The sequence below is a fragment of the Bifidobacterium eulemuris genome (assembly GCF_014898155.1).
GTDB lineage: Bacteria > Actinomycetota > Actinomycetes > Actinomycetales > Bifidobacteriaceae > Bifidobacterium > Bifidobacterium eulemuris.
In genome coordinates, this window is the sequence record NZ_CP062938.1 from 1,543,951 (window position 1) to 1,568,906 (window position 24,956).

Consider the following 24,956-nt stretch of genomic DNA (forward strand, 5'->3'; position numbering starts at 1 on the left):
TACACCAGGCTCGCGCGCGACCTCTCCCTCATCGTCCTGAGGAAGCCGCGACCCCTTTCCCGCCATCCCGAGCAAACTGCGGTGTCTTTCCGATTTCCTGAGATGACGCAACGACCTTTCTCTCCGTCATCCTGAGCGAAGGCCGGAGTCGAAGGATATCAAGCCTTTGCCACCAGGCGAGCTGAGATCCTTCGACTCCGCTGCGCTCCGCTCAGGATGACAGGAACGGAACACACGGGCATCGTCAGTCAGTGAGGGCGAACTGCGAGTTGTACAGTCCGGCGTAGAAGCCGTCCGCTTCGAGCAGTTCCTCATGCGTGCCGCGCTCGACGATGTCGCCGTCGCGCATCACGAGGATCATGTCGGCGTCGCGGATGGTGGACAGGCGGTGCGCGATCACGAAGCTCGTGCGACCCACCGTCAGCTGGTCCATCGCCTTTTGGATCAGCTCCTCGGTGCGCGTATCCACCGAGCTGGTCGCCTCGTCGAGGATGAGGATCGGCGCGTCCTGCACCATGGCTCGGGCGATGGTGAGCAGCTGCTTCTGTCCCGCGGAAAGCGCGGTTTTGTCGTCGAGCACGGTGTCATAACCCTGCGGCAGCGAGCAGATGAAACGGTGCAGACCCACGGCGCGGCAGGCGTCCTCGACCTGCTGGTCGGTGACGTCCGGCTTGGCATAGACGATGTTCTCGCGCACGGTGCCGTGGAACACCCACGTGTCCTGCAGCACCATCGAGAACTGGTCGTGCACGTTCCAGCGCGGCACGGACTTGGTATCCACGCCGTCGATGGAGATGGTGCCGCCGTTGATCTCGTAGAAACGCATCAGCAGGTTCACCATGGTGGTTTTGCCCGCGCCGGTGGGACCGACGATGGCGACCTTCTGCCCGGCCTTCACCTCGGCGGAGAAGTCGTGGATGATGGTGCGCTCGGGCGAGTAGCCGAAGCTCACGTGACTGAACTCCACGTCGCCGCGCACGCGCGTCGGCTTGCCGTTCGTGTCACGGCCGTAGCCGAGCATCGGCTTGAGGTCGGACTCGTCGGCCATCTCGGGCTCGTCGAGGAATCCGAACACGCGCTCGGAGGCGGCGGCCGTGCGCTGCAGGTTCTGGAAGGCCTGCGCGAACTGGCTGAGCGGCTGGGTGAACAGGCGGATGTACATCATGAACGCCACGATCACGCCGAAGGTGATGGTGCCGTTCATGGCGAGCGCCGCGCCCACCACGCACACCACCACATAGCCGAAGTTGGAGACGAAGTTCATCAGCGGCATCATCAGGCCGGAGAGGAACTGCGACTTCCAGCCGGAGTCGTACAGGTCGGCGTTGTACTGTTCGAACTGCTCGATCGACTTCGCCTCGCCGGAATAGGCCTTGACGACCACATGGCCGGCGTACATCTCCTCGACATGGCCGTTCACGTCGCCCAGCGCGATCTGCTGGCGGGTGAAGTACTTCTGCGAGGCCTTCATAATCACCATCATCACGACGACGCCGACCAGGGCGGCGCCGATGGCGCATAGGGTGAGCTGCCAGCTGTTGTAGAACATCATGACGAGCGAGCCGACGAACAGCGTGACCGAGGTGATCAGGCTGCCCAAACTTTGGCCGAGGGTCTGGCCGATGGCGTCCACATCGTTGGTGATGCGGGAGAGCACGTCGCCGTAGCTGACTTTGTCGAAGTATTTGAGCGGCAGTTTGTTGATTTTCGCGCTGATGGCCGTGCGCAGGTTCTGCGCCACCCGTTGGGTGACGGTGGCCATGAGCAGGCTCTGCAGGTAGCCCAGCAGCGCGTAGCCGACATACAGCGCCACGAGGATCAGCGCGATATGCGTGACCGCGTCGAGGTCGATCGCGCCGAGCACGGGCTTGCCGTCGACCATGGCGGGCAGGCCTTTGGCGATTTCGTTGGTGACGTCCTTGAGTTTGTCGGGACCGATGATCTGGCAGACGGTGCCGGCCATGCCGAGCACCAGCGCGACGATGACGGCCGGAATGTATTTGCGTGCGAAATCGATGAGCTTGCCCATCGAGCCGCCGAAGTCGGCCGGCTTTTCGACGACGCCGCCCATGCCCGGGCCGTGGCCGCGCCCACCCATCGGGCGCCTGCGTGTGGTTGATTCAGTCATATTCGTTGCCGTCCTTACGAAGCGAGTTCTTCCGGGGTGAGCTGGGATTCGGCGATCTGCCGGTACACGTCGCATTCGTCGAGCAGCTGCTTGTGGGTGCCGTGGCCGACCATGCGCCCCTGTTCGAGCACGACGATCTGGTCGGCATCCATGATGGTGCCGATGCGTTGGGCGACGATCATCTTGGTCGCGCCCTGCGCGTGGGTTTTAAGCGCGTCGCGCACGGCGCGGTCGGTGCGGAAGTCCAGCGCGGAGAAGGAATCGTCGAAGATGAGGATCTCCGGGTCGCGCCATACCGCGCGGGCGATGGACAGGCGCTGCTTCTGCCCGCCGGACACGTTGGAGCCGCTTTGGGCGATGGGGGCCTGGTAGGCGCCGTCCATCTTCTCGACGAATTCCGTGGCCTGGGCCACGCCGCACGCCTCGCGTACGGAGGCGGTAAGCGCCTCGCCCGTCAGCACGCCTTCTGTCGCCGCACCGACTGCCCCCTCTTTCGTCATGCCGAGCGCAGTCGAGGCATCTCCCCTCCGCCCGTCGCCGTAGCTCACATTGGATTCGACCGTACCCTTGAACAGCACGGAGGTCTGCGGCACATAGCCGATCTTGTCGCGCAGGGCCTTGACCTCGTAATCACGCACGTCCATACCGTCGACGAGCACCTGCCCCTCCGTGGCGTCGTAGAAGCGCGGCACGAGGTTGATCAGCGTGGATTTGCCGGAGCCTGTGGAGCCGATGAAGGCGATGGTCTGGCCGGGCTTGACGGTGAAGCTCACATGTTCGAGCATCGGCGACTGGGAGTCGGGATAGGTGAAGGTCACGTCGCGGAATTCGACCTCGCCGGCGACCCCGGGTTCACCTTCCGTGCGGGGCCCATCGGCGATGGTGGGCTTGGTGTCGAGCACTTCGAGCACGCGCCTGGCGGACACGTCGGCGCGGGGCCACAGCACGAACACCATGCTCAGCATCAGGAAGCTCATGATGACCTGCACGGAATAGCTGGAGAACACCACCATATTGGAGAAGAGGGTGAGTTTGTCAGTGGCCTCGGCCGCCTCGATCAGGTAGGCGCCGATCCAATACACGGCCAGCATCAGACCATTCATGATGGTGTTCATCAGCGGCATCATGACGGCCATCGCGCGGTTGGTGAACAGCTGGGTGTCGGTGAGGTCCTTGTTGGCCTTGGCGAACTTCGTCTCCTGGTAGTCCTCGGCGTTGTAGGCGCGCACCACGCGCAGGCCGGTGAGGTTCTCGCGGGCCACGAGGTTGATGTTGTCGGTGAGCTCCTGCATGGCGCGGAACTTCGGCATGACCAGCGCCATCAGCGCGGCGATGCCCACCAGCAGAATAGCCACGGCGATGCCCGTCGCCAGCGTCCATTCGAAGCCTTTGCCGGCGATTTTGCACACGGCCCACACGGCCATGATCGGCGCTTTGACGATCATGGTCAGGCCCATGGTGATGAACATCTGGATCTGCGTGATGTCGTTGGTGGAACGCGTGATCAGACTGGCGGTGGAGAAGCGGTTGAGTTCGGCCGTCGAGAACGATTCGACCTTGGCGAACTCCAGGCTGCGCAGACGCTGGCTGAAGGAGGCCGCCACCCGCGCGGCGAAGAATCCGGTGATGATCGCGCAGGCCACGGAACCGAGGGAGATCGCGAGCATCTTGCCGCCCGCGATCCAGATGTCGCTCATCTCGCTGCCTTGGGTTTCGACCAATGTGGTGATTTCCGACATGTAGTCGGGCAGCTCCAGGTCAAGCCAGATCTGCGCGACGATGAAGACGAGGGCGACGAGCATTTCGCCGATCTCCGTCTTCGACAGATATTTGCAGATACGAAGCATGTTTTCCTCTCAATATTTATTTCTTACAGTGTAAGGTATTTGACATCGTAAACCTTGGAGCGACCTGAACGCGGTATTGTCCGCCGACGAATCGCCGTCATCCGAACAGCCGCGATTCAGCCCTTTCGCTTGGCGTCCGCCGCGAAGGCGGCGTCGATCTGCTCGCGTGTCGGCCGGGGCTCCCCCGGCACACACAACGAGGAATAGGTCATGAACTCCACGATCAGGTCAACGAACTCCCGCGTGCGGCGTTCCCCCATCTGCTGGAACACCCAGCACATCATCGAGCGCATCTCCTCGACATACTCCTCGCCTTTCCCCCGCCCCGCGTCGGTGAGATTGACCAGGATATTGCGCCTATCCTTGGGATCGATTTCGCGTGTGATATACCCCTTCTTCTCCAGCGTCGACAGCAGGGTCGAGATGCGGCCGGAGCTGCTTTGCGAGGCGACGGCCAGCTGGGACGGCGTCATGGTGCCGTTGACCAGCAACTCATGCAGGACGGCCGGTTCACCTTTGACCGCACGACCGAGGCGGTCGGTCGCGGAGGACCGGAGCCTCTTGATCTTGCCCATCAACTCGGTGACCGCATCCAATTCCCACGACATGACCGCTCCTTTCACGAACGGTCACCATAATATCTTACGGTGTTTACTATTCGCCTATGCGATATGTTCACAGGGTAAAAGATGGCGTATCCGACGCCACCGACCAGCGGCCTTTCAACGGGTTGGTACTTGGAATCGCCGAGCGCCACAACGTCTTAGTCACGATGCCGCAAAGCGGCCTTGAGATCACGGCTGCGATACCGCTCGCGCAGCCAGCAGTAGCCTCCGAACGCCACCAGCCACACCAATCCGGCGATGGCCGAGCCGCGCGTATCGTCGGCGAGAAACAGCGTGGCGTACACGAACACGAAGAACACGATGGCGATGGTGTTGAGCCACTTCCACGCCGGCATCACGAAACCGTCGGCGATGAAGTCGGCGCTGCGGCGGTAGCGCCGGTGCGCGACCATCGTCAGGATGTAGATGAACAGGAACACGGCCGAACTGGCGGACGAGAACAGCACGAACGCGCTGGAGATCTGCGGGAACGCATTGACCACCGGGGAGAGCAGGATCAGCACGGCCGACGCGATGATCGCGCGGGCCGGCACCTTGCGCTTCGAAACGACGCCCAGCTTGTTCAGCGCCGGCGAATTGGACTCGGCGGCCAGCTGGTAGAGGTGGCGGCCCGCGGAGTACAGCAGCGAGTTCAACGCGGACGAGGCCGCGGTGATCACCACGAAGAACACCAGCGCGGACGCCCAGTTGAGCCCCGCGTACTGGAACACCATGATGAACGGCGAGGCGAAGGAGCCGTCGTCGTTCGGCTGGAACGAGGTCCACGGCACGATGCACATAATGGCCACCAGTGCGCCCACATAGAAGATGAGCACACGCACGATGATCTCGTTGATCGCCTTGGGCAGCACCTTGCGCGGATTCTGTGTTTCAGAGACGGTGACGCCCACGAACTCGATCATCTCGTAGGCGAAGAACACCATCTGGAAGCTCATCAGGAACGCCAGCCAGCCGTTCGGCGCGATGGAGAAGCCGTCGATCAGATTGGCGACGCTCGCCTGGCCGGCGGGGCTCGCGTGGTCCATGCCTTCGATCTGCACGGCCGGGTATCGGAAGCCGATCACCACCATCACCACGGCGGTGGCGATCATCGCCACAATCAGCGTGATTTTGATCATCGAGAACCAGAACTCCACCTCGCCGAACACCTTGACGGCGATGAGGTTGATCGAGACGAGCACCACAAGGAATCCCAGCTCGATCAGCCACTTCCATGAGCTCAGGTCGATGCCGAAGGTGTCGAAGAAGGTGACGAAATAGGTGGAGACGGCGGTGATCTCGGTCATGCCGAGCAGCACCAGCGCCACCCAATACGACCATCCGGCGAAATGCCCCCATCCGTTGCCCAAGTAGCGCGTGATGAAGTTGATGAACGTGTGCTGGCTCGGATCGCGGTACATCATCTCGCCGATGGCGCGCATCAGGAAGAACATGATGACGCCCACCGCGATATACACGAAGACGATGCTCGGACCGGTCAGGCTGATGGATTTGCCGGGCCCCAAGAACAGGCCGGTGCCGATGGTTCCGCCGATGGCGATGAACTGCACATGGCGGTTCGTCAGCCCACGGTTCATCTCGTTGTTCTCATCCAGGCTCTCGACGGACGCGAGTTGGCCGGTGGTGTTTCCGGTGGTGTTCTTCGATGCGGTCATAAGGAGCCAACCTACCGCGCTTATGTTACGAACCCAACACGCGGCCCATCGCACCGCCCATCTCGCTGCCCATCGCACCGCCCACCATGCGACCCATCGTGCGGGCCATCGTGCGGGCCATCATGCGACACCACCCTTGGTGCCGTACTTTCCATAGTGCGGTGCCTCGAAAACGTTAGAAAACCAACCCACCGCACGTCCGAGACGAATCCATTCGCTAATGTGGTGCGCATGACCCATGATCTGATTTCGTTGACCATCATCATGGCGGTGGCGGTGATCTGCCCGATCCTCGCCGAACGCATCCCCGGCAAGCCGATTCCCCAAACCGTACTGCTGCTGGTGTTCGGCATGGCGCTCGGACCCCATCTGCTGAACAAAATCTGGCTCACCGACGCGGTGGATCTGCTCAGCGAACTCGGTCTGGCGTTCCTCTTTCTGTTGGCCGGCTACGAAATCGACCCGAAGAAACTCGGCGGCCACCAGGGCAAGGTGGGACTGCTCACGTGGGTGGCGACGCTGGCCATCGCATGGCTGGCCGTATTCCTGGTGCCGTTCTTCGCCGCGCACGACATGAACGGCGTCGCCGCGGTCATCACGCTCACCACCACCGCGCTCGGCACGCTGATGCCGATTCTCAAGGAACGCTCCCTCACCGGCACGCCCGTCGGCGAGGCTGTGATCGCCTACGGCACGTGGGGCGAACTGGGGCCGGTGCTGGCGATGGCCGTGCTGCTGTCGGCCCGCTCCCAATGGCAGACGATGCTGATTCTGGGACTGTTCACCCTGATCTGCGCGCTGGCGGCGCTGGTTCCCAAGGCGGCGCGCCGCGCGGGCCATTGGCTGTACCGATTCCTGACCGAGAACGCCAACACCTCGTCGCAGACGCTGATGCGTCTGACCGTGCTGCTGCTGGTCGGATTGATCACCATCTCGCGTCTGTTCGATTTGGATGTGGTGATGGGCGCGTTCGCGGCCGGTTTCATCCTGCGGTTCGTCATCCCCGACGGCAACAGGATTCTGGAGACGAAACTCGAGGGCGTGGCGTACGGGTTCCTGATTCCCGTGTTCTTCGTGGCTTCGGGCGCGTCGATCGACGTGCGTGCGGTGGCCGCCAACCCGGCGCTGCTCATCATGTTCATCGTGATGCTGGTGCTGGTGCGGGCGGTTCCGGTGTTCACGGCGCTGACATTGGACCGCCGCGCCAATCCGCTGGAACCGCAGGACCGCCTGACCGTGGCCTTGTACTGCACCACCGCGCTGCCGGTGATCGTCGCGGTCACGTCGGTGGCCGTCAAAGCCGGCACCATGCAGCAGACCACCGCCTCCACGCTGGTGATGGCGGGCGCGGTCACCGTGTTCCTGATGCCGCTGCTCGGCGGCCTGGCCGGCAAAGTGGTTCCCGGCTCGCCGACGTGGAGACGCTCCGACTCCGCCACGCTCCGCTCAGCATGACGGGAAAGTCCGCTACTCCACGGATTTGAGCGAGCTGACCGGGTCGATGCGGTCGAGCACCGGATTGGTGAGCAGCTGCACGGCCAGAGCGAATACCAACGTCGCGGCGGCCGCGATCGCGTAGCTCCACCAGTGCACCGACACCTCGAAGTAGATGCTCGGCATGTTGAGCACGGCGGTGAGCATGCCGCCGACCACCCGGCCGAGCGGCAACCCCACCGCGATGCCACCGATGGTCAGAATCATCATCTCCTTGTTCACGTAGGTATGCACCTCGCGGTCGTAGAAACCGAGCACTTTCAGCGTGGCCATCTCGCGCACGCGTTCGGAGACGTTCGTATTCGCCAGCGTGAACAGCACCACCAACGCGAGGCTGCCGGCGAGCGCGACGATCAGCGCCACCACCGCACCCATGAGATCGAAGGTGAAGCTGCGTTCCAGATCGTCGCAGCTGACGGCGGAGAGCACGGCCGTGTCGGTTTTCAGCTCGTCGGCGTAAGCGATCTTCTCGTCGGCCGTGCCGTCGAGTGTGGCGAGCATGGCGTTGAGGGTGAGCGGCGCGTCCACGTCGAAGGCCTGCCGATACGCGTCCTCGCTGATGTACACGTCGGAGCCGATGAGATTGCGCGAGACCGCGGCGACCGTGACCGTGCCGTGGCGCATGTCGCCATCCACCAGAGACACCCGGTCGCCGGCTTGGATGTCGAAGGCGTTGGCGGCCGACTGCGAGACGATCACGCCGCTGTCGTCCAAAGCAAGCGTCTCGCTGGTGTTCGCCGCGTCACGCAGGGCGATCATCTCACCGAGCGCGTCCTCGTCGCCGTCCGGCACGATCATCAGCTGGATGGTTTCGCTGCCTGAGTCGGATTGCAGCTCGCCGCTTTCCACGCGCAGGCTCAGCGTCTCGCCTACCTGTGAATCGGCGGCCACACGCGACCGCAGCTCGTCGGCGGAGTCGTCGTTGGCCACCACCATCAGATCGTACTGGTAGATGTCCTCGTACTGTTTGGGACCGAGGGTGTCCACGGTGTCGTTGATCGCCAGTCCGCACACGATCAGCGCGGTGCAGCCGGCCACTCCGCCGATGGTCATGACCAGGCGGCTTTTGAAGCGGAACAGGTTGCGCACGGTGACTTTGTTGAGGAATCCGAGCCGCCGCCACAGCGGTTTGACGCGTTCGAGCAGCACACGCGCGCCGGCCTTGGGTGCCTTGGGCCGCATAAGCTCGGCGGGGGTGTGTTTGAGTTCGCCCGCGCATGCCACGGCGGTGGCCACCAGCACGCCGACGAGGAACAGGGCGATGCCGGCCGAGCCGTACAGCCAGTCGTATTCGAGCGCGATGTCGGGGATGACGTACATATCCTCCAACACCAGCAGAAGGAAGGCGGGGATGCCGAGGAAGCCGAGCAGCAATCCCAACGCGCCGCCGACCAGGCAGGCGAGTACGGCGAACAGCAGATACCGCGAGGCGATGGCGAAACTGCCGTAGCCGAGGGCGGTGTAGGTGCCGATCAGACCGCGTTCCTCCTCCACCATGCGGGTCATGGTGGTCAGGCTCATCAGCACGGCGACGAGTAGGAACACGATGGGGAAGGCGTATCCGATGGATTGGATGGAGCTGAGGTCGGATTCGAGCGCGCTGAATCCGCCGATCGACGAGCGGGTCTGCACATACCAGCGGGCGGAGGCGATGTCGTCAATGGTCTGCTGTTGCTTGGCGAATTCGTCCTCGGCCTGTTGGCGCTGCTCGTCGAGTTCGCTTTGCGCGTCGGCGAGTTGGGTTTCACCGTCCGCGAGCTGTTCCTCGCCGTCCTCCAGCTGCTTGAGCCCCTCCTCCAACTGCTGTTTGCCGGAGGCGAGCTGCGCGGCTTGGGCTTCGAGTTGCGCGGACTGCGTCTCAAGCTGCGCGGACTGCGATTCCAAGGTGGCCGATTGTTGGTTGAGTTCGGAGGCACCTGCCGCGGCCTCGTTCTCTTTGGCGGTCAGCTGGGCGTTTTGCTCGTCAAGCTGCGCCTGCCCCGCGTTGAGCTGGTCGAGGTTGGAGGCGAGCTGCTCGCGCTGTGTGCGCATCTGTTCCACGCTTTGCGCGAGCTGCTGTTTGAGGTCGTCCGTGCCGCCGGTCGGCGGCGTGGTGGGATCGGCGGGGATGCCGAGCGCATTGAGCATATCCGCGATCCGTTCCCAGGTGGCTTGGTCGACGCTGACTTCTGGCAGCTGGTCCAATACGGTGAGCGCCTGTTCCGCCAGCGGCAGCATCTGGTCGATTTGCGCGATGCCTTGGTTGACTTGGGTGAGATTGCTGGTCAGGGTTTGTTGGGCCGCGTCCAGCTGCGCTCGGGCGTCGGCGAGTTGCTGCTGCCCGGATTCGAGTTCCGCACGCGCCTGCGCGATTTGCTGACGGCCCTGCGAGATCTGTTGACGGCCGGATGCGATCTGCGAACGCGCCTGCGCGATCTGGCTTTCGCTGGATGAGATCTGCGTCTGTTGGGATTCGAGTTGCGTGCGGCTTTCGGCGAGGCTGGCTTTGTTCTCCTCAAGTTGCGCGCGCTGTTCGTCAATCTGGGATTGCGCGTCGTCCAGTTGGGCGAACGCGTCCCGTTCGGCCTCGTCGAGTTGGGATTGCGCCTCGTCGACGATGCGCTGTCGGCGGGCGGTCTGCCGCTGGTCCTGCACGGTGTTTTCGATGCGGTCGACCACCTGCCGCACGATCTCCTCGTAGGAGTCGGAGAAGGAGTCCTCGTCCGCGGCACCCTCGACGGTCAGGCTGATGGCGGTGTACACGTTGCCGCTCACGCCCTCGCTTGAGGTGAAGAAGTAGTAGTCGGCGGTGGTGGGACTGCGGAAGGCGGCGGTGCTGTAGCCGGTCGGATTGGTCAGATCCTTGGGGTCGAGCACCATGCCGGTGATGGTGAGTTCCGTCGGGAACGAGGGGGCCGTCTCCTCGTCGGAGTCGGCGTCGGCATCGGCGTCGGCATCGGAGGAATCGGAGGAATCGGAGGAATCGGATCCGCCGGCGGAGTCCTCATCATCGGCGGGGGTGACGGTGAGGGTGTCACCGATCTCGTATCCCGAATCGACGAGGAATTTCTCCGTAACGGCCACCTCGCCGGCCTTCTCGGGCATGCGGCCTTCCTGCAGATACGGTTGGTCGAGGCCTTCGACGCCGATTTCCGTCATCGTCACGTTCTTGTCCGTGCCGGCCACTTTGGTCATCACGCTTTGCGTGCGTTCGGCCTGCACCGTCTCGACGCCCTCAACCCGCCTGAGGGCGGCCACATCGTCATCGGTCAGACCATAGGTGGACAGCACTTGGATGTCGTGCAGGCCCTGCGCGTCGTACAGACGGTCGGCGGCATGGAACATGTCGCGGCAACCGGCGTAGATGCCGGTGAGCACGGCCACACCCAGCATCGAGATCACCGCGATGGAGAGGAATCGCTTCCATCCGCGCAGCCACGAGCGCACCGTGTCTTTGGCGAACGCCCCTCCCGGCATGCCGCCCGTGCGGACCGTTCTGCCGGGCATACCGCCCGCACGAGATGCTTCGCCACCGGTCGCACGACCACCGGCACGACCATCCTTATTCAGGCGCATGCCATTGTCGCCAGCGGGAACACCACCGCGCCCAGCATGATGTTTCACAGGATGTTCCACATCCTGTCTCATGTGTTTCACGCTATGTTTCACGCCTGACGCGCGCCGGAATGCCACCGCAACCACCTACCATTCGATATCCGCGATAGGAGTCGGCGTGGGATGCTCCTCCTGCCCCGTCACCTTGCCGGAGCGGAAACGGACCACCTTATGCGCCATCGGTGCCAGCGCCGAATTGTGGGTGATGATCATCACGGTCATGTTCTCGTCGCGGCAGATATCCTGCAGCAGCTGCAGCACATCCCTGCCGGTCTCGTAATCCAACGCGCCGGTCGGCTCGTCGCACAGCAGCAGTTTCGGCTTCTTCGCGATCGCGCGCGCGATGGACACACGCTGCTGCTCGCCGCCCGACAATTGCGCGGGAAAATTGTTCAAACGGTCGCCCAATCCCACTTTGGCCAGCGTCTGGGCCGGATCGAAGTGGTCGCTGCAGATCTGCGAGGCGAGTTCCACGTTCTCCAACGCGGTGAGATTCGGCACCAGATTGTAGAACTGGAACACGAATCCGATATCGGTGCGGCGGTAGCCGATAAGATCGCGCTTCTTCAGTTCGGTGATATCGCGGCCGCCGACGACCACCCGGCCCGAGGTGGCGGTATCCATACCGCCCAGAATGTTCAGCGCGGTGGTTTTGCCGGCACCGGACTGTCCAAGGATCACGGTGAGTTTGCCTTCGTCCGCGGTGAAGCTCGCCTCGTCGAGCGCGCGGATGGTCGTGCCGCCGGAGGGATATTCCTTGACCACCCGGTCGAATTCGATGTAGGCCATCGCACACCGCCTTCCCATCGCACCATTGTGTCTGCTACGATTCAGTAAAACAACACGGTGTCGGTTTCGCAACCAACAGTCGCTCCGCAGTTTGTCGGCCAGCGAAGCCGCACGTCCGGTCCGGTCCGACACCCCAGTCGGAATGTACCGCGAAACATAACGATTCATACTGTTTCACGGGACCTCCTGATCTTCCTCCGTCGAACGAATGGAGCCACGATGTCAGCGAAGACGTTCACCGAAAGCCGCCGCACGCGATACACTCGCCAAGCCATGCGCGACGCGCTGATGGAGCTGCTAGCCGACCGCTCGCTCGCACAGATCTCCGTCAAGCAGCTCTGCGAACGCGCCGATGTGAACCGCTCCACTTTCTACGCGCATTACGACAGCCTCGAGGACCTGCTGCACGACATCGAGGACGACACCATCGCATGGGTGCGCGGCGCGCTCGACCAACTGCTCAACCAGAGCGACCAGGCGGGCATCGAGCACATCATCGCGCGCATCTGCCAGTACATCGCCGACAACCGCAACCATCTGCAGGTGCTGATGAGCCCCAAGGCCGATCTCGGCTTCCAGCAGCAACTGCTGGGGCTGATCTACTCGCGGCGCGATGTGGCCTCCCAACTCCAGCCGTACAGCGACGATCCGGCCGAGGCGGAGATGCGCATGCGCTTCGCCGTCTCCGGATCCATCGGGCTGCTGCAATACTGGCTGGCCACCGATCTGGCCGCTCCGGCCGATACCATCGCCCGGACCATCTGCACGATGACGATGCCGAGCGCTTCCTAGCGCCATACGTCAAAAAGTCTCGTGAATCATGATGGCGCACGGTGCTTCACGACGCACACCGACGCATGGCGAATGATGGGAGGCGGCAAGCGGCAGACGACCGTAGAATGGCGGGAGCATTGTTCGAGAAGAAGGTGACCATGAACGACAGCAATCCCGCCGGCGACGCACAGGCGGCACACACGAATACGGCGCACGTCGAACCGCCGGTGCCCGGCACGCTACGCAAAAGCCTGAAGAACCGCCATATCCAGCTCATCGCCTTGGGAGGCGCCATCGGCACCGGCTTGTTCTACGGCTCCAGCGAATCGATCGCGCTGGCGGGCCCGTCGATTCTGCTGGCGTATCTGATCGGCGGCATCGCGATCTTCATGATCGTGCGCGCGCTGAGCGAGATGTCGGTGGAGGATCCGAAGGCCGGCGCGTTCAGCTACTACGCGACGCAATACTGGTCGAAGCGCGCGGGATTCGTGTCTGGCTGGAACTATTGGTTCAACTACATCCTCGTCTCCATGGTGGAGCTGAGCGTGGTCGGGTCGTTCGTGAACTACTGGTTCCCCGCGATTCCGCAATGGGTGTCGGCGGCGGTGTTCCTCGTCGTCATCACGGCCGCGAATCTGTTGGGCGTGAGCAAGTTCGGCGAATTCGAGTTCTGGTTCGCGATCATCAAAATCGTGGCCGTGGTGGCCATGATCATCGGCGGCCTCGCCGTGCTGGTGTTTGCGCTGCCCACCGCCTCGGGCGTGCGCGCCTCGTTCGCCAACTGGTTCACCGTGGGCGGGGGATTCCTGCCGAACGGCCTGATGTCGCGCGCGGACGACGGCTCGTGGACCGGTCTGCTCATGGCGCTGGTGGTGGTGACGACGTTCGTCGTAATGTTTGAGCGCGAAATTGGATTCCGTTCGTCATAAATAATGAGCGCGAAATCCCGCGCGGCCCGCGTCGTTCGCGGGGATGCTTGCCTTATGGAAGGCAGACTGGACATGGCCACGAGAAAACGGCTGACGAACAGGTTCAAGGCGGAGTACGCCAAGGGCGACAAGAAACAGAAGGGCGAGATCCTCGACCGCCTCGAGGCCGTCGGGATGGGCAGGTCCACCGCCCGGCGGCTGCTCACGCAGGCGGAGAGGGAGAAACCCGTGAAAGGCGCGGCGCGGGGCAGGCGGCCGAAGTACGACGCGGGCGCGCAGCGGCTGCTGGAGCGCCTGTGGCTGCTCATGGGCATGCCGTGCGGCCCGTACATGAAGGCCATGTTCGACCAGTGGATTCCCGCGCTCCTGGCGAACGGCGAGCTCGACGGCATCGACGGCGACGCGCTGGACCAGGTGCTGGCGATGAGTCCGTCGACCATCGACCGGCGGCTCAGACCGCTCAAACAGGCCGCCATGCCGAAGGGCGCGTCGCTGACCCGGCCGGCCGCGGAGCACATGCGCAACTCGATCAGGATCCGCAAATGCACCGACGAGACAATCCGCGTTCCCGGCCTGGCCGAGGCAGACACCGTGGCCCACTGCGGGCCCAGCATGAAGGGCGAGTTCGCCCGCACCCTGACGATGGTGGACTACGCGACGAACTGGACCGTGAACGTCACCGCCCGCAACAATGCCAAATCCAACATCAAGGCAGCGGTCGCCACCGCCCTGCCGCTCTTCCCGTTTCCCGTCACCTGCTTCGACTCCGACAACGGCGTCGAGTTCATCAACGACGAGCTCGTCGACTGGCTGCTCGAACAGGACATCGAACAGACCCGCAGCCGCCCGTACAGGAAGAACGACCAGGCCACCGTCGAGTCGCGCAACAACCACGTCGTCAGGAAATACGCGTTCCACTGGCGCTACGACACCGCGCAGCAGCGCGAGCTGCTCAACCGGCTGTGGGCGAAGACCTACGTGCTGCTGAACCTGTTCACGCCCACCCGCAAGCCCGTGCGCGTCGACCAGGGGCGCGACGGGCGCAGGAAGACCGTGTACGACGAGCCCCGCACCCCGTGGGCGCGCGTGCTGGAGCACGACGCCGCCGACCGCGCCGCCGGGGGCGGCGGATACGTCGTCGACGACGCCCGCCGCCGCATCGAGGGGATCATCGCCGCCACCAACCCCGCCCGCCTCAACCGCGAGATCGCCGTCATCCAGGACGAACTCGAACGCGTCAGCCGGGACCGCACCGAGGCGATGGCCCGCCGCGCCGGCCTGGACATGGGATACTTGGGAAAGGCGATCGAACGCATGCGCGCCGACGCCGGACAAAACGACAAATAGATCGCAGGCACCGTTTCGCGCTCACCCATTACGACAAACGAACAACGATTACGCGCTCACTTATTAATGACGAACCTCGGTGATGTTCAGCTTCGGCGGCACCGAGCTGATCGGCATCACCGCGGGCGAGACGGAGAATCCGCGCGTCACGATTCCGAAGGCCACCAACGGCATCGTCTGGCGCATCCTCGTGTTCTACATCGTCGCGCTCGGCGTGATCATGGCCGTGGTGCCGTGGAACACCATCGACGGGCAGACCAGCCCGTTCGTGCAGATCTTCGATTCGGTGGGCATCCACGCGGCCGCCGGCATCCTCAACTTCGTGTGCCTGACCGCCGTGATGAGCGTCTACAACTCCGGCTTGTACGCCAACTCGCGCATGCTGTATTCGCTGGCCCGCCAAGGCAACGCGCCCGCCTTCCTCGGCAGGCTCAACAAGCGCGGCGTGCCGGTGGCCGGAGTGCTCGCCTCCGCGGCGATCACCGCGGCGGCCGTGGTGGTGGTGTTCCTGTGGCCCACGTTCGCGTTCAACTATCTCATGTCCATCGCCACCATCGCCGGCATCATCAACTGGACGATGATCATGATCACCGAAATGCGCTTCCGCAAGGTGGTCGCCGAGGGCCTCTCGCCCACCGACTCCGCGCTGGCGGGCAAGTCCGGGCAAGAGGCGTTGGACGCCATCCACTTCAAGCTGCCGTTCGCGCACGTGACCCCGTGGGTGGTGCTCGCGTTCCTCGCGCTGGTCGTGGTGCTGATGTGCTTCTCGGCGAGCTATCGCATCGCCGTCATCGCCGGCGTGATCTGGCTGGCCATCCTGCTGACCGCCTACCAGCTCACGCAGGCCAAGCGCAAGTAAGGATCGCCCTCCTCCGCGGATACGGATGTGACAACGCATACCCAGCAAGCAATTGCTATGCACTAGGACTATCTGCGTTACAGGTAGTGGATTTTCAGCCTTGCGGACATCGATCTGCGTTACGGGTAGTGCCGGTCTGGCTCTTCCTGAACTATCAACATTGATATTCCGCGACTCATACTCGGCATAGCAGCAAAAGGGCACTACCCGTAACGCAGATCGATGTCCGCGGGCAGCCGAATCCACTACCCGTAACGCAGATAGTCGTCAACATGGCCCCGGACGAGGCCACTCAGCAGTCGCATCGCAATGCGGCTGAGCAGGACATGCGACCAGACATGCGGTATCCTGAGCGGAGCGCAGCAGGACCAGGGCGCAAGGATTTCAGACATGGCGCGTCTGAGATACCTCGACTCCGCTCGGCATGACGGAAACGGAACAGCGACACATTGAGCGCAGCACCCCCTCAACTGCCACATTCATACGCGAATTCTTATTTGACTCGCAGCTTGGAAAAATATCAAACACATCCATACAACGGCTATTTTCCAACGATTCTTTATTTGACTGGTATTTGATTCCTATTTGGCTGGCGCGCCTTGCGCATACGTCGACCGAGGCCTTGCCATAATGGAACGCGGCGGCCGACATGCGCGCGCCACGGGAACCTAAGGAGCGGCGACAACGATGTTCATCGAACGATATTACGAGGATCTCAACCATCTACACGTCGGCACCATGCCGAACCGCGCGTATTACGTGCCGGCCTCGCAGCGCATGGACACGGTCGGCGAGCGCCGCGTCGACTCCGACCGCTTCACCCTGCTCAACGGCGACTGGGATTTCCGCTACTACTCCAGCGTCTGGGATCTTGACGCGGAGGTCAGGCGCGCGCATGAGCGCCGCGAACCGGCGTTCTTCGACCAAGGCTTCAACGCGGACCCGGCGGCCGGCTTCGGCCGGATTCCGGTGCCGAGTGTGTGGCAGACCCAGGGCTTCGACACCCACCAGTACACGAATATCAACTATCCGTTTCCGCTCGATCCTCCCTTCGTGCCGCAGGACAATCCGTGCGGCGTGTATCTGACCGACTTCGAGTGGGCGCCCGACCCGGCCGCGCCGCGTGCCTTCCTTAACTTCGAGGGTGTGGATTCCTGCTGCTACGTGTGGGTGAACGGCACGTTCGTGGGCTACACGCAGGTCTCGCACTCCACCAGCGAGTTCGACGTGACCGACGTGCTGGAGCCGGGCGGCAACACGCTGGCCGTGCTGGCGCTCAAATGGTGCGACGGCAGCTATTTGGAGGATCAGGATAAGTTCCGCATGTCGGGCATCTTCCGCGACGTGTATCTGCTGGCCCGCCCTGAGCGTGCGATTTGGGATTATTTCGTCCGCACGCCGATCACGTGGGCGGATGCACCGGGTGCGCCCGCCGCGGTTCGCGCCGACGTGTCGGTTGAGCTCGCGTTTCTGGGAGGCGAGACGGCGGTTACGGCGAGTCTGTTCGATGCCGACGGACGTGAGGTGGGTTCCGCCCGTTACACGGCGGATGCCGCTGGGGTCGGCGTAGGTGAGTCGGACGAGACGGAATCAACGGACGCATCCGCCCGCACGCTGTCCATCGCGATCGACGCCCCGCATCTGTGGAACGCGGAGGACCCATACCTGTACACGCTGGTGCTGGAAACCGAGCATGAGACGATCACCTCGCTGGTCGGCGTGCGCGAGGTGGGCAAAACCCTGACGGACGGCCATGAGGTGATCACCGTGAACCGCCGCCCGATCAAGCTGCACGGCGTGAACCGGCACGATTCCGACCCCGTGACCGGTCCGGTGATCGGCGAAAAGCAGATGCTGGCCGATCTGACGCTGATGAAACAGCATAACGTCAACGCGATCCGCACCAGCCACTACCCGAACGCCCCGCATTTCTACGACCTGTTCGACCGACTCGGCTTCTTCGTGTGCGCTGAAGCCGACAATGAAAGCCACGGCACCAGCTCGGCCATCGACCCGGACATGAGCGAGGCGGCGAACCTGAAACGCTGGAACCGGCTCATCGCGGACAATCCCGCCTGGACGGAACCCACCGTGGACCGCACGCGGCGCTGCGTGGAGCGCGACAAGAACCACGCGTCCATCATCATCTGGTCGATGGGCAACGAATGCGCGTACGGCTGCACTTTCGAGGCGGCGCTGGCATGGACGAAGGCCTTCGACCCGACCCGTCTGACCCACTACGAATCCGCCCGCTACATCTCCGACGCGCGGCTGGACGGGGCCGCCACAGCCACCGCCGGACTGCACACGCCTTCTACCCCGGAAGAGCAGTCGGGCAGCGCTTCCGCGCCGACCGGCATTCCGGATGAGGGACTCGCCCGCGCGACATACGACTTCAGCAACCTCGACATGCATTCGCGCATGTACCCCACGGTGGAATCCATCGACGAGTACTTCTCCGAGGATGGACCGTGCGGCGACGGATCGAACGGCGACGACGGCGACAATGGCGTCAAACCGTATATCCTATGCGAATTCTGCCATGCGATGGGCAACGGGCCGGGCGATCTGGAGGATTATTTCACCCGCATCCAGCGCTACCCCGGCCTGGCGGGCGGCTTCATCTGGGAATGGTGCGACCATGCGGTCGACCGCGGCACCAACGCGTCCGGCCGGCGCGAATACGCGTACGGCGGCGATTCGGGCGAGTATCCGCACGACAACAACTTCTGCATGGACGGCTTGGTCTACCCCGACCGCACGCCGCACACCGGCCTGGCGGAGTTCCGCAACGTGTACCGTCCGGCGCGCGTGGTGGATTTCGACCGCGCCACCGCAACCGTGACACTGCACAATTACCTGGATTTCCTCACCTTGGGCGAGGCGGCGACCATACTGGTCGAACTGTATTTCGACGGCGAGCTCGACTCGTACTATCTGTTCGACGATGAGGACCAGGCGCAGCTGGACGCGATCGGCCCGCATGGCGAAGGCAAGGTCGCGCTGGGCGGTTTGGATATTCCGGATGACTGCCAGGGCCGCATCACCGTGGTGCTGCGCTACCTCACGCCGCATGCCGTGGGCGCGCAGGGCATCGAGCTGATGCCCGAGCTGTTCGAGCTGGGATTCGACGAGATCGCCGTGCCCACCGAGGACAACCGCAATCAGATCGCGCTTGCCGAACGCGAACTCGCCGCAGGACGCGCGGATGATTGGATGGCGGATTACCTCGGCGACGGGACGATCGACGCGGGCCGCGTGGCCGCCGCGCACGCCACACCGACGGTGCGTGAGCACGGTGCCGAGCTGGTGGTCGAGGGCGAGGATTTCCGGTACGTGATCGACCGCCGCACCGGTTTGCTCGCTTCGATGGCCTACCGCAACCGCGCGCTGCTGGACCGCCCGATGGAGCTGGACGTCTGGCGGGCGCCGACCGACAACGACCAGTACGTCAAGGCCGAATGGATGCGCGCGCAATACGACCGCGCCTATGCCCGCGCCTACGAAGTGGCGGTGGCCGCGGATGAGGGCGGAGTTGGAGCCGGAGCCAACGGCGGTTCGGATGCCGCGCCTTGCGCCGCAGACCAGACCGCCGCGCAAGCCTTCGCGACCGCCGGGGGCACGGCGACCGAATCCGCCGCGAGCGGGGACACGACGGCCGCGCGCTCCTCCCGACCGGTGGTGATCAGGGCGCGTATGGCGTTGGTCGCGCCGATCGTGCAGCGTATCGCCGACATCGACGCCTCGTGGACCATCCACCCCTCCGGCGCGGTCGAACTGGCGATGGATGTGGTGCGGAACACGGCGTTCCCGTTCCTGCCGCGTTTCGGCGTGCGCCTGTTCGCGCCAAAACGGATGGATCAGGTGGGCTACTGCGGCTTGGGACCGAACGAAAGCTACGTCGACAAGCGTCGTTCCAGCTGGCACGGCGTGTTCGAGGGGACCGTGGATTCGCTGTTCGAGCCGTATATCAAGCCGCAGGAGAACGGCAACCATCACGACTGCGATTGGGCGCGGCTGGCGGACGACGAGTGCGCGCTCACCGTGCTGGCCGGGGACGGTACCGCGGCGGACGGCTTGAGCACCTTCGACTTCCAAGCCCTGCCGTACACGGCCGAGGAGATGACGTGCAAGGCCCATAACGCCGAATTGGAGCGCGCCGACTCCACCGTCGTCTGCGTGGACTACCGGCAGTCGGGCATCGGCTCGAACAGTTGCGGCCCCAAACTCGCCGAACAGTACCGCATGGACGACGAACGCTTCACCTTCTCGGTGATGTTCCGCCCCACCATCGTCGAACGGTAGACGCCTGACGTTTATCCCGTGGGGATCCCTCGACTACGCTGCGCTTCGCTCGGCATGACGGAGCAGCCCGCAGCTCAACAAGGTGGCCCGCTCGACGCGCGGCACGCGAATATCTGAATCTACGAAAGGCCGCCGCTCCGAACGAATCGGGGCGGCGGCCTTTCGTAGATTCTCAGCTAGCGGGCGGGTCGAGCCGCGCGGCTAGCGAACGCAATCACTGCACCTGGGCGCGGGCGATCTTGCCGGTGAAGGAGTTGGCCTCGTCGGCATCCTTCGCGGCCTCGTTGTTCCAGGAGAACATGGCGCGCAGCTTCGGACCGACGGTCTCAATGCGCACGTTGGAGTACTCCTCCTGCAGGGCCTTGAACTTCGGAGCACCGGCGTCCTGATCGTCGATGAACTCCTTGGCGAAGGAGCCGTCCTGGATGCGCTTGAGGTGGTACTCCATGCGCTTGCGGCAGTCCTCGCCGATGACGGTGTTGACGTAATCGCCGTACTGGGCGGTGTCGGAGCAGGACCAACGATCCTTGTTCAGGCCACCCTCGTTCATCAGGTCGACGATCATCTTCAGCTCGTGGCACACCTCGAAGTAGGCGATCTCCGGCTGGTAGCCGGCGTCGGTCAGCACCTCGAAGCCCATCTCGACGAGCTTGTTCACGCCGCCGAGGAGCACATTCTGCTCGCCGAAGAGATCGGTTTCGGTCTCCTCCTTGAAGGTGGTCTTGATGGCGCCGGCGCGCAGGGCGCCCAGGGCCTTCGCGTAGGCCAGGGTCAGCGCCCAGCCGTCACCGCGGGGATCCTGCTCGACGGCCACGACGACCGGCACGCCACGGCCGGCGGCGTACTCGCGACGCACGATGTGGCCCGGGCCCTTCGGGGCGACCATGAACACCGGGTGATCCTCGGTGGGCTTGATGTAGCCGTAGTGGATGTTGAAGCCGTGAGCGAAGGCCAGAGCGGCGCCCGGCTTGATGTTGGGCTCGATGTCGTTGGCCCAGATGGTGCGCTGGTACTGGTCGGGAGCCAGGATCATGATCACGTCGGCTTCGGCGGAGGCCTCGGCCACGGACTTGACCTCAAGGCCCTGCTCCTTGGCGAACTCGACGGACTTCGAGGTCGGACGCAGGCCGACGACGACGTCGACGCCGGAGTCACGCAGGTTCAGCGCGTGGGCGTGGCCCTGGGAGCCGTAGCCGACGATCGCGACCTTCTTGCCGGCGAGCACGGACAGATCGCCATCGTTCTCGTACCAGATTGTTGCTGCCATTCTTGGCACTCCTTTGAATTGTTGTGTGGACGGCAATCTGCCGCCCGACAAATGTTAGTTCAGTTTTACAAACCGATGGTCACAAGCATAGAGGGATTTTGTCCCTCAAACCGATGCCTATCCTACCTTCAGCCCCGTATGGACGCGAATCCCGTCCAAAAGGTGAACCGCGTCGCGGCGGCGTGAAGCGGGCAGTCCAGTGGACTGCCCGTAGCCGACGCCCGAGAGAGGCGACAGCCGAACGAGGGAAACAAGACAGCCATTGACGCCAGTCAATGACCACCGGTGCGTGAAGCGAACAGTCCAGTGGACTGTTCGTAGCCGACGCCCGAGAGAGGCGACAGCCGAACGAGGGAAACAAGACAGCCATTGACGCCAGTCAATGTCCATGCAGGCCTCACTTGGTGAAATCCACGTCCTTTGTCTCCCTACACGTGATCACGGCGATCAGGCAGCACACGGCCATCACACCGAGATACAGGCCCACGGAGCGTACGCCCCAGTTGGCGGACAGCCACGTGGCGATGGTCGGCACGAAGGCCGCGCCCACGATGGCGGCGAGGTTGTAGCTGATGCCGGAGCCGGAGTAGCGCACATTCGCCTCGAACAGCTCGGGCAGGGTGGCGCCGATCGGACCGAAGGCGATGCCCATCAGCGCGAAGCCGACGCACAGGAACACCATCACGGCCACGAAGTCGCGCTTGCCCTCGCCCATCAGCAGGTAGGGGAACGCGAAGGCGAACACCACCAGCGCCACGGACGAGAACATCAGCACGCGGCGGCGTCCGATTTTGTCGGCGTACAGGCAGGAGAGCACGATGAACAGCGCGAACACGCACACCGCGGCCATCAGCATCAGCAGATACTCGCGGTTGGCGAAGCCGAGTCCGCCGCCGCCGTTCTCGACATCCTTGGTGCCCCAGGCGAGCGACCAGGTGGCCAGCGTGTAGAACAGCGTGTAGGTGACGGCCACGAGGAAGGTGCCCTGCAGCACCTGCTTCCAGCTCTTGCGGAACACCTCGACCAGCGGGGCCTTGACGACCTCCTGACGCTCCTGCGCCATACGGAAGATCGGAGTCTCCTCCATATGCACGCGCACCAGCAGGCCCACGACCACGAGCACGGCGCTCAGCAGGAACGGCACGCGCCATCCCCACGAAAGCATCGCGGCGTCGTCGTTAAAGGTCTCCAGCAGGAAGTAGGTGCCGTTCGACAGGAAGAAGCCGATCGGGGCGCCCAGCTCGGGGAAGGAGCCGTACAGCGCGCGCTTGTTCTCGGGCGCGTTCTCGGTGGCGACCAGCGCCGCGCCGGACCATTCGCCGCCCAGGCCGATGCCTTGCGCGAAACGGCACAGGCACAGGATGACGACCGCCCAGATGCCGATCGTCTCATAGGAGGGCAGGCAGCCGATCAGGAAGGTCGAGACGCCCATGGTGAGCAGTGAGACGACCAGCGTGGTTTTGCGGCCCATGCGGTCGCCGAAGTGGCCGAAGATGAGCGAGCCGACCGGGCGGGCGATGAACGCGACCGCGAAGGTCAGCAGCGCGCCGATGGAGGCGGCCAGGCCGGTGCCGCCGAAGAACACGGTCGGGAAGTAGCTGGCCGCGGCGGTGCCGTAGGCGTAGAAGTCGTAGAATTCGATGGCGGTGCCGACCATGGAGGCGGCGATGACGGTTTTCACCGAGTCGCGTGCCATGTCTTGAACGTTGCCGCCGGCGGTGGTTCCAGTCGTGGGTTCGACTGTGGTCATGAGGTTCTCCTGAAACGTCTGTGTGCTGTGTTGCGTGCGATGCGCGCGGATGCGTGGTCAGTGGTCAGTGCGGTCAGTGTGGTCAGTGCGTGGCGTCGCGTTGCGTACGCGATTGGCGTCGCGTACGCTGTTGGCGTCGCGCCGGCGCACGTCGCCTGCGTCGGCGCGTGCCGGCGCGGGACCTCGCATCCGATCTGGTTTCCGTTTCGCCCTGCTCCTTGTGGGAGGCGCGAAAAAGCCCCGCACCATGTGCAGGGCTTCGCCGATTGTGTCGGTCACACCCTGCCTTCGTTGGCGGGGCGTGATTGGATGCTCGAAATCAGTCCGCCAGCGAGGACGGAATAATAATTCGTGCGGACACAAAACGTTCCATCATCACGGCGAACCTCCTTCCTTTCGCGTCTGTCGTAGCGGGCATGCGCCCGAACTAGGCAACGAACTTAAGCGCGCGGTCGCGCCAACTCCAGCAGGGGTTCACTATGTGGGCACGCGATGCTCAAAACAACGCTATCGTGTGGTTTTTCCAGGCACGAATTCCACGGGCACGATGGTGTCTTCGACTTCTTGAACAGGTGATTCGACATCGCCGCCGCCACGCGACGCGCTTCCCGCGACGGCCTGCTCCATCAGTTGCGCGACCCGACGGGCAAGCGTCGCCGTGTCCTGCCTGATGCACGACAGAGGCAGGCCGGCCGCGTCGGCCATATACGTGCCATCATAGGCGACGATCTGCAGATCCCCGGGCACGCGGATACCCCGACGCAACGCCTCCTGCACCACATAGGAGGCCACGAGATCCGAGCCCACGACGGCGTCCACGTCGGGGAAGCGGTCGAGAATCGCACGGGCCGTCCGCGCATGCGAGTCCAGATCGGCGACCACGCCGGCATCCACGTAATCCCACCGAATGCCGCGCCGCTCCACCAACCGTTCAAGCGTGAGATGGTAGCGCACCGTGGGGAACGTGATGCCGTTGCCCGATCCTTCGAACTGCTTGCGGGGACCGCCGACCGTCACCACATGGCGGATACCGCCGGCGATGAGACGCTCGGCGATCAGCCGCCCGCCCTGCTCATGGTCCGAGCCGACGGAGGGGATGCCGGCCCCCAGCCGCCGGTCGAAGGCGACCACCGGCCGGCCGATCGACGTCCAGTAATCCTCCGCGTGTTCGGTGTGCGCGGCCATAACGATGCCGTCCATCATATGGCGGCGCAGCATGTCGACGTATTCGGCCTCGCCGGTGGACGCGTCGGCGGTGGAGCAGAGCAGCGTGCGCAGGCCGCGCGAGGCGAACTCGCATTGCAGGGCGGCCATCAGCGTGGCGAAGAACGGATGGCTGATGGTCGGCACGATCACGCCGATGGTGTTGGTGCGGTCATGGTAGAGGTTGCGGGCTAGCTCGTTGGGAATATAGTTGAGCGCCCGCATCGCGTCCTCGATTTTGGCCCGCATATCGGCGGAGACATAGCCGGTGTCATTCACTACCAATGAGACGGTGCTCAGCGAAACGCCGGCCCGTTTCGCCACATCGCGCATGCCTACCACAGTCGTCACCTCCGCTGGGCTTCCGGTATCGAACAGGTATCGAACAC

General features: G+C 63.7%; 13 protein-coding genes and 2 pseudogenes. 6 read left to right on the forward strand and 9 right to left on the reverse strand.

Annotated features, from left to right (window positions below; genetic code table 11):
* Nucleotides 1–244: 244 nt before the first annotated feature.
* The 4 genes from BE0216_RS06760 to BE0216_RS06775 all read right to left on the reverse strand — a co-directional run bounded on the left by BE0216_RS06760 (nt 245) and on the right by BE0216_RS06775 (nt 6,256).
* Nucleotides 245–2,071: an ABC transporter ATP-binding protein gene (locus BE0216_RS06760; RefSeq protein WP_094635968.1), complete on the reverse strand. Its 1,827-nt coding sequence runs from the start codon at nt 2,069–2,071 to the stop codon at nt 245–247.
* Between the two features lie 71 nt (nt 2,072–2,142).
* Complete coding sequence (locus tag BE0216_RS06765; RefSeq protein ID WP_094635906.1) at nt 2,143–3,975, reverse strand: ABC transporter ATP-binding protein; 1,833 nt, start codon at nt 3,973–3,975, stop codon at nt 2,143–2,145.
* A 116-nt stretch (nt 3,976–4,091) separates the two neighbouring features.
* Complete coding sequence (locus tag BE0216_RS06770) at nt 4,092–4,583, reverse strand: MarR family winged helix-turn-helix transcriptional regulator (protein WP_094635905.1); 492 nt, start codon at nt 4,581–4,583, stop codon at nt 4,092–4,094.
* Nucleotides 4,584–4,738: 155 nt separating this feature from the next.
* The gene (locus tag BE0216_RS06775; protein WP_094635904.1) at nt 4,739–6,256 is read right to left on the reverse strand and encodes an amino acid permease; all 1,518 of its coding nucleotides are present in this window, start codon (nt 6,254–6,256) and stop codon (nt 4,739–4,741) included.
* Nucleotides 6,257–6,487: 231 nt separating this feature from the next.
* Between BE0216_RS06775 and BE0216_RS06780 the strand changes: the two genes are divergently transcribed.
* Nucleotides 6,488–7,711 (forward strand): cation:proton antiporter, encoded by a 1,224-nt coding sequence (locus BE0216_RS06780; protein ID WP_094635903.1) that lies wholly within the window; start codon nt 6,488–6,490, stop codon nt 7,709–7,711.
* 12 nt (nt 7,712–7,723) lie between these two features.
* Here the strand turns inward: BE0216_RS06780 and BE0216_RS06785 are convergent, their stop codons facing one another.
* The gene (locus BE0216_RS06785; protein WP_094635902.1) at nt 7,724–11,236 is read right to left on the reverse strand and encodes an FtsX-like permease family protein; all 3,513 of its coding nucleotides are present in this window, start codon (nt 11,234–11,236) and stop codon (nt 7,724–7,726) included.
* Between the two features lie 195 nt (nt 11,237–11,431).
* Nucleotides 11,432–12,133 carry an ABC transporter ATP-binding protein gene (locus BE0216_RS06790; protein ID WP_094635901.1) on the reverse strand — a complete coding sequence of 234 codons (702 nt, stop codon included), beginning with the start codon at nt 12,131–12,133 and terminating at the stop codon, nt 11,432–11,434.
* Nucleotides 12,134–12,352: 219 nt separating this feature from the next.
* On the opposite strand from BE0216_RS06790, the gene BE0216_RS06795 reads away from it, so the two are divergent.
* From BE0216_RS06795 to BE0216_RS06815, 5 genes and pseudogenes are all read left to right on the forward strand, one after another.
* A complete protein-coding gene (locus BE0216_RS06795) occupies nt 12,353–12,925 on the forward strand; it encodes a TetR/AcrR family transcriptional regulator (RefSeq protein ID WP_094635900.1) in 573 nt (190 codons plus the stop codon).
* Nucleotides 12,926–13,032: 107 nt separating this feature from the next.
* Nucleotides 13,033–13,785: pseudogene (locus BE0216_RS06800) on the forward strand (amino acid permease); the annotation flags it as partial.
* A 123-nt stretch (nt 13,786–13,908) separates the two neighbouring features.
* Nucleotides 13,909–15,183, forward strand: a complete 1,275-nt coding sequence (locus BE0216_RS06805) for an integrase catalytic domain-containing protein (RefSeq protein ID WP_226805655.1) — start codon at nt 13,909–13,911, stop codon at nt 15,181–15,183.
* A 79-nt stretch (nt 15,184–15,262) separates the two neighbouring features.
* Nucleotides 15,263–16,042: pseudogene (locus BE0216_RS06810) on the forward strand (amino acid permease); the annotation flags it as partial.
* A gap of 687 nt (nt 16,043–16,729) precedes the next feature.
* Nucleotides 16,730–20,347 carry a glycoside hydrolase family 2 TIM barrel-domain containing protein gene (locus BE0216_RS06815; protein ID WP_094635841.1) on the forward strand — a complete coding sequence of 1,206 codons (3,618 nt, stop codon included), beginning with the start codon at nt 16,730–16,732 and terminating at the stop codon, nt 20,345–20,347.
* Between the two features lie 214 nt (nt 20,348–20,561).
* On the opposite strand, the gene ilvC is transcribed toward BE0216_RS06815, so the two are convergent.
* The 3 genes from ilvC to BE0216_RS06830 all read right to left on the reverse strand — a co-directional run bounded on the left by ilvC (nt 20,562) and on the right by BE0216_RS06830 (nt 24,909).
* The gene (ilvC, locus tag BE0216_RS06820) at nt 20,562–21,614 is read right to left on the reverse strand and encodes a ketol-acid reductoisomerase (RefSeq protein ID WP_094635840.1); all 1,053 of its coding nucleotides are present in this window, start codon (nt 21,612–21,614) and stop codon (nt 20,562–20,564) included.
* Between the two features lie 397 nt (nt 21,615–22,011).
* On the reverse strand, nt 22,012–23,364 hold the full coding sequence (locus tag BE0216_RS06825) for an MFS transporter (RefSeq protein ID WP_094635839.1): 1,353 nt from the start codon (nt 23,362–23,364) through the stop codon (nt 22,012–22,014).
* 507 nt (nt 23,365–23,871) lie between these two features.
* Nucleotides 23,872–24,909, reverse strand: a complete 1,038-nt coding sequence (locus BE0216_RS06830; protein WP_094635838.1) for a LacI family DNA-binding transcriptional regulator — start codon at nt 24,907–24,909, stop codon at nt 23,872–23,874.
* Nucleotides 24,910–24,956 lie beyond the last annotated feature (47 nt).

What these genes read in the sequence shown, in the direction of transcription:
- BE0216_RS06760 (WP_094635968.1), bottom strand. Translation starts at nt 2,071, where the DNA reads ATGGGCGGCGTCGTCGAAAAGCCGGCCGACTTCGGCGGCTCGATGGGC.
- BE0216_RS06765 (WP_094635906.1), bottom strand. Translation starts at nt 3,975, where the DNA reads ATGCTTCGTATCTGCAAATATCTGTCGAAGACGGAGATCGGCGAAATG.
- BE0216_RS06770 (WP_094635905.1), bottom strand. Translation starts at nt 4,583, where the DNA reads ATGTCGTGGGAATTGGATGCGGTCACCGAGTTGATGGGCAAGATCAAG.
- BE0216_RS06775 (WP_094635904.1), bottom strand. Translation starts at nt 6,256, where the DNA reads ATGACCGCATCGAAGAACACCACCGGAAACACCACCGGCCAACTCGCG.
- BE0216_RS06780 (WP_094635903.1), top strand. Translation starts at nt 6,488, where the DNA reads ATGACCCATGATCTGATTTCGTTGACCATCATCATGGCGGTGGCGGTG.
- BE0216_RS06785 (WP_094635902.1), bottom strand. Translation starts at nt 11,236, where the DNA reads ATGCCCGGCAGAACGGTCCGCACGGGCGGCATGCCGGGAGGGGCGTTC.
- BE0216_RS06790 (WP_094635901.1), bottom strand. Translation starts at nt 12,133, where the DNA reads ATGGCCTACATCGAATTCGACCGGGTGGTCAAGGAATATCCCTCCGGC.
- BE0216_RS06795 (WP_094635900.1), top strand. Translation starts at nt 12,353, where the DNA reads ATGTCAGCGAAGACGTTCACCGAAAGCCGCCGCACGCGATACACTCGC.
- BE0216_RS06805 (WP_226805655.1), top strand. Translation starts at nt 13,909, where the DNA reads ATGGCCACGAGAAAACGGCTGACGAACAGGTTCAAGGCGGAGTACGCC.
- BE0216_RS06815 (WP_094635841.1), top strand. Translation starts at nt 16,730, where the DNA reads ATGTTCATCGAACGATATTACGAGGATCTCAACCATCTACACGTCGGC.
- ilvC (WP_094635840.1), bottom strand. Translation starts at nt 21,614, where the DNA reads ATGGCAGCAACAATCTGGTACGAGAACGATGGCGATCTGTCCGTGCTC.
- BE0216_RS06825 (WP_094635839.1), bottom strand. Translation starts at nt 23,364, where the DNA reads ATGACCACAGTCGAACCCACGACTGGAACCACCGCCGGCGGCAACGTT.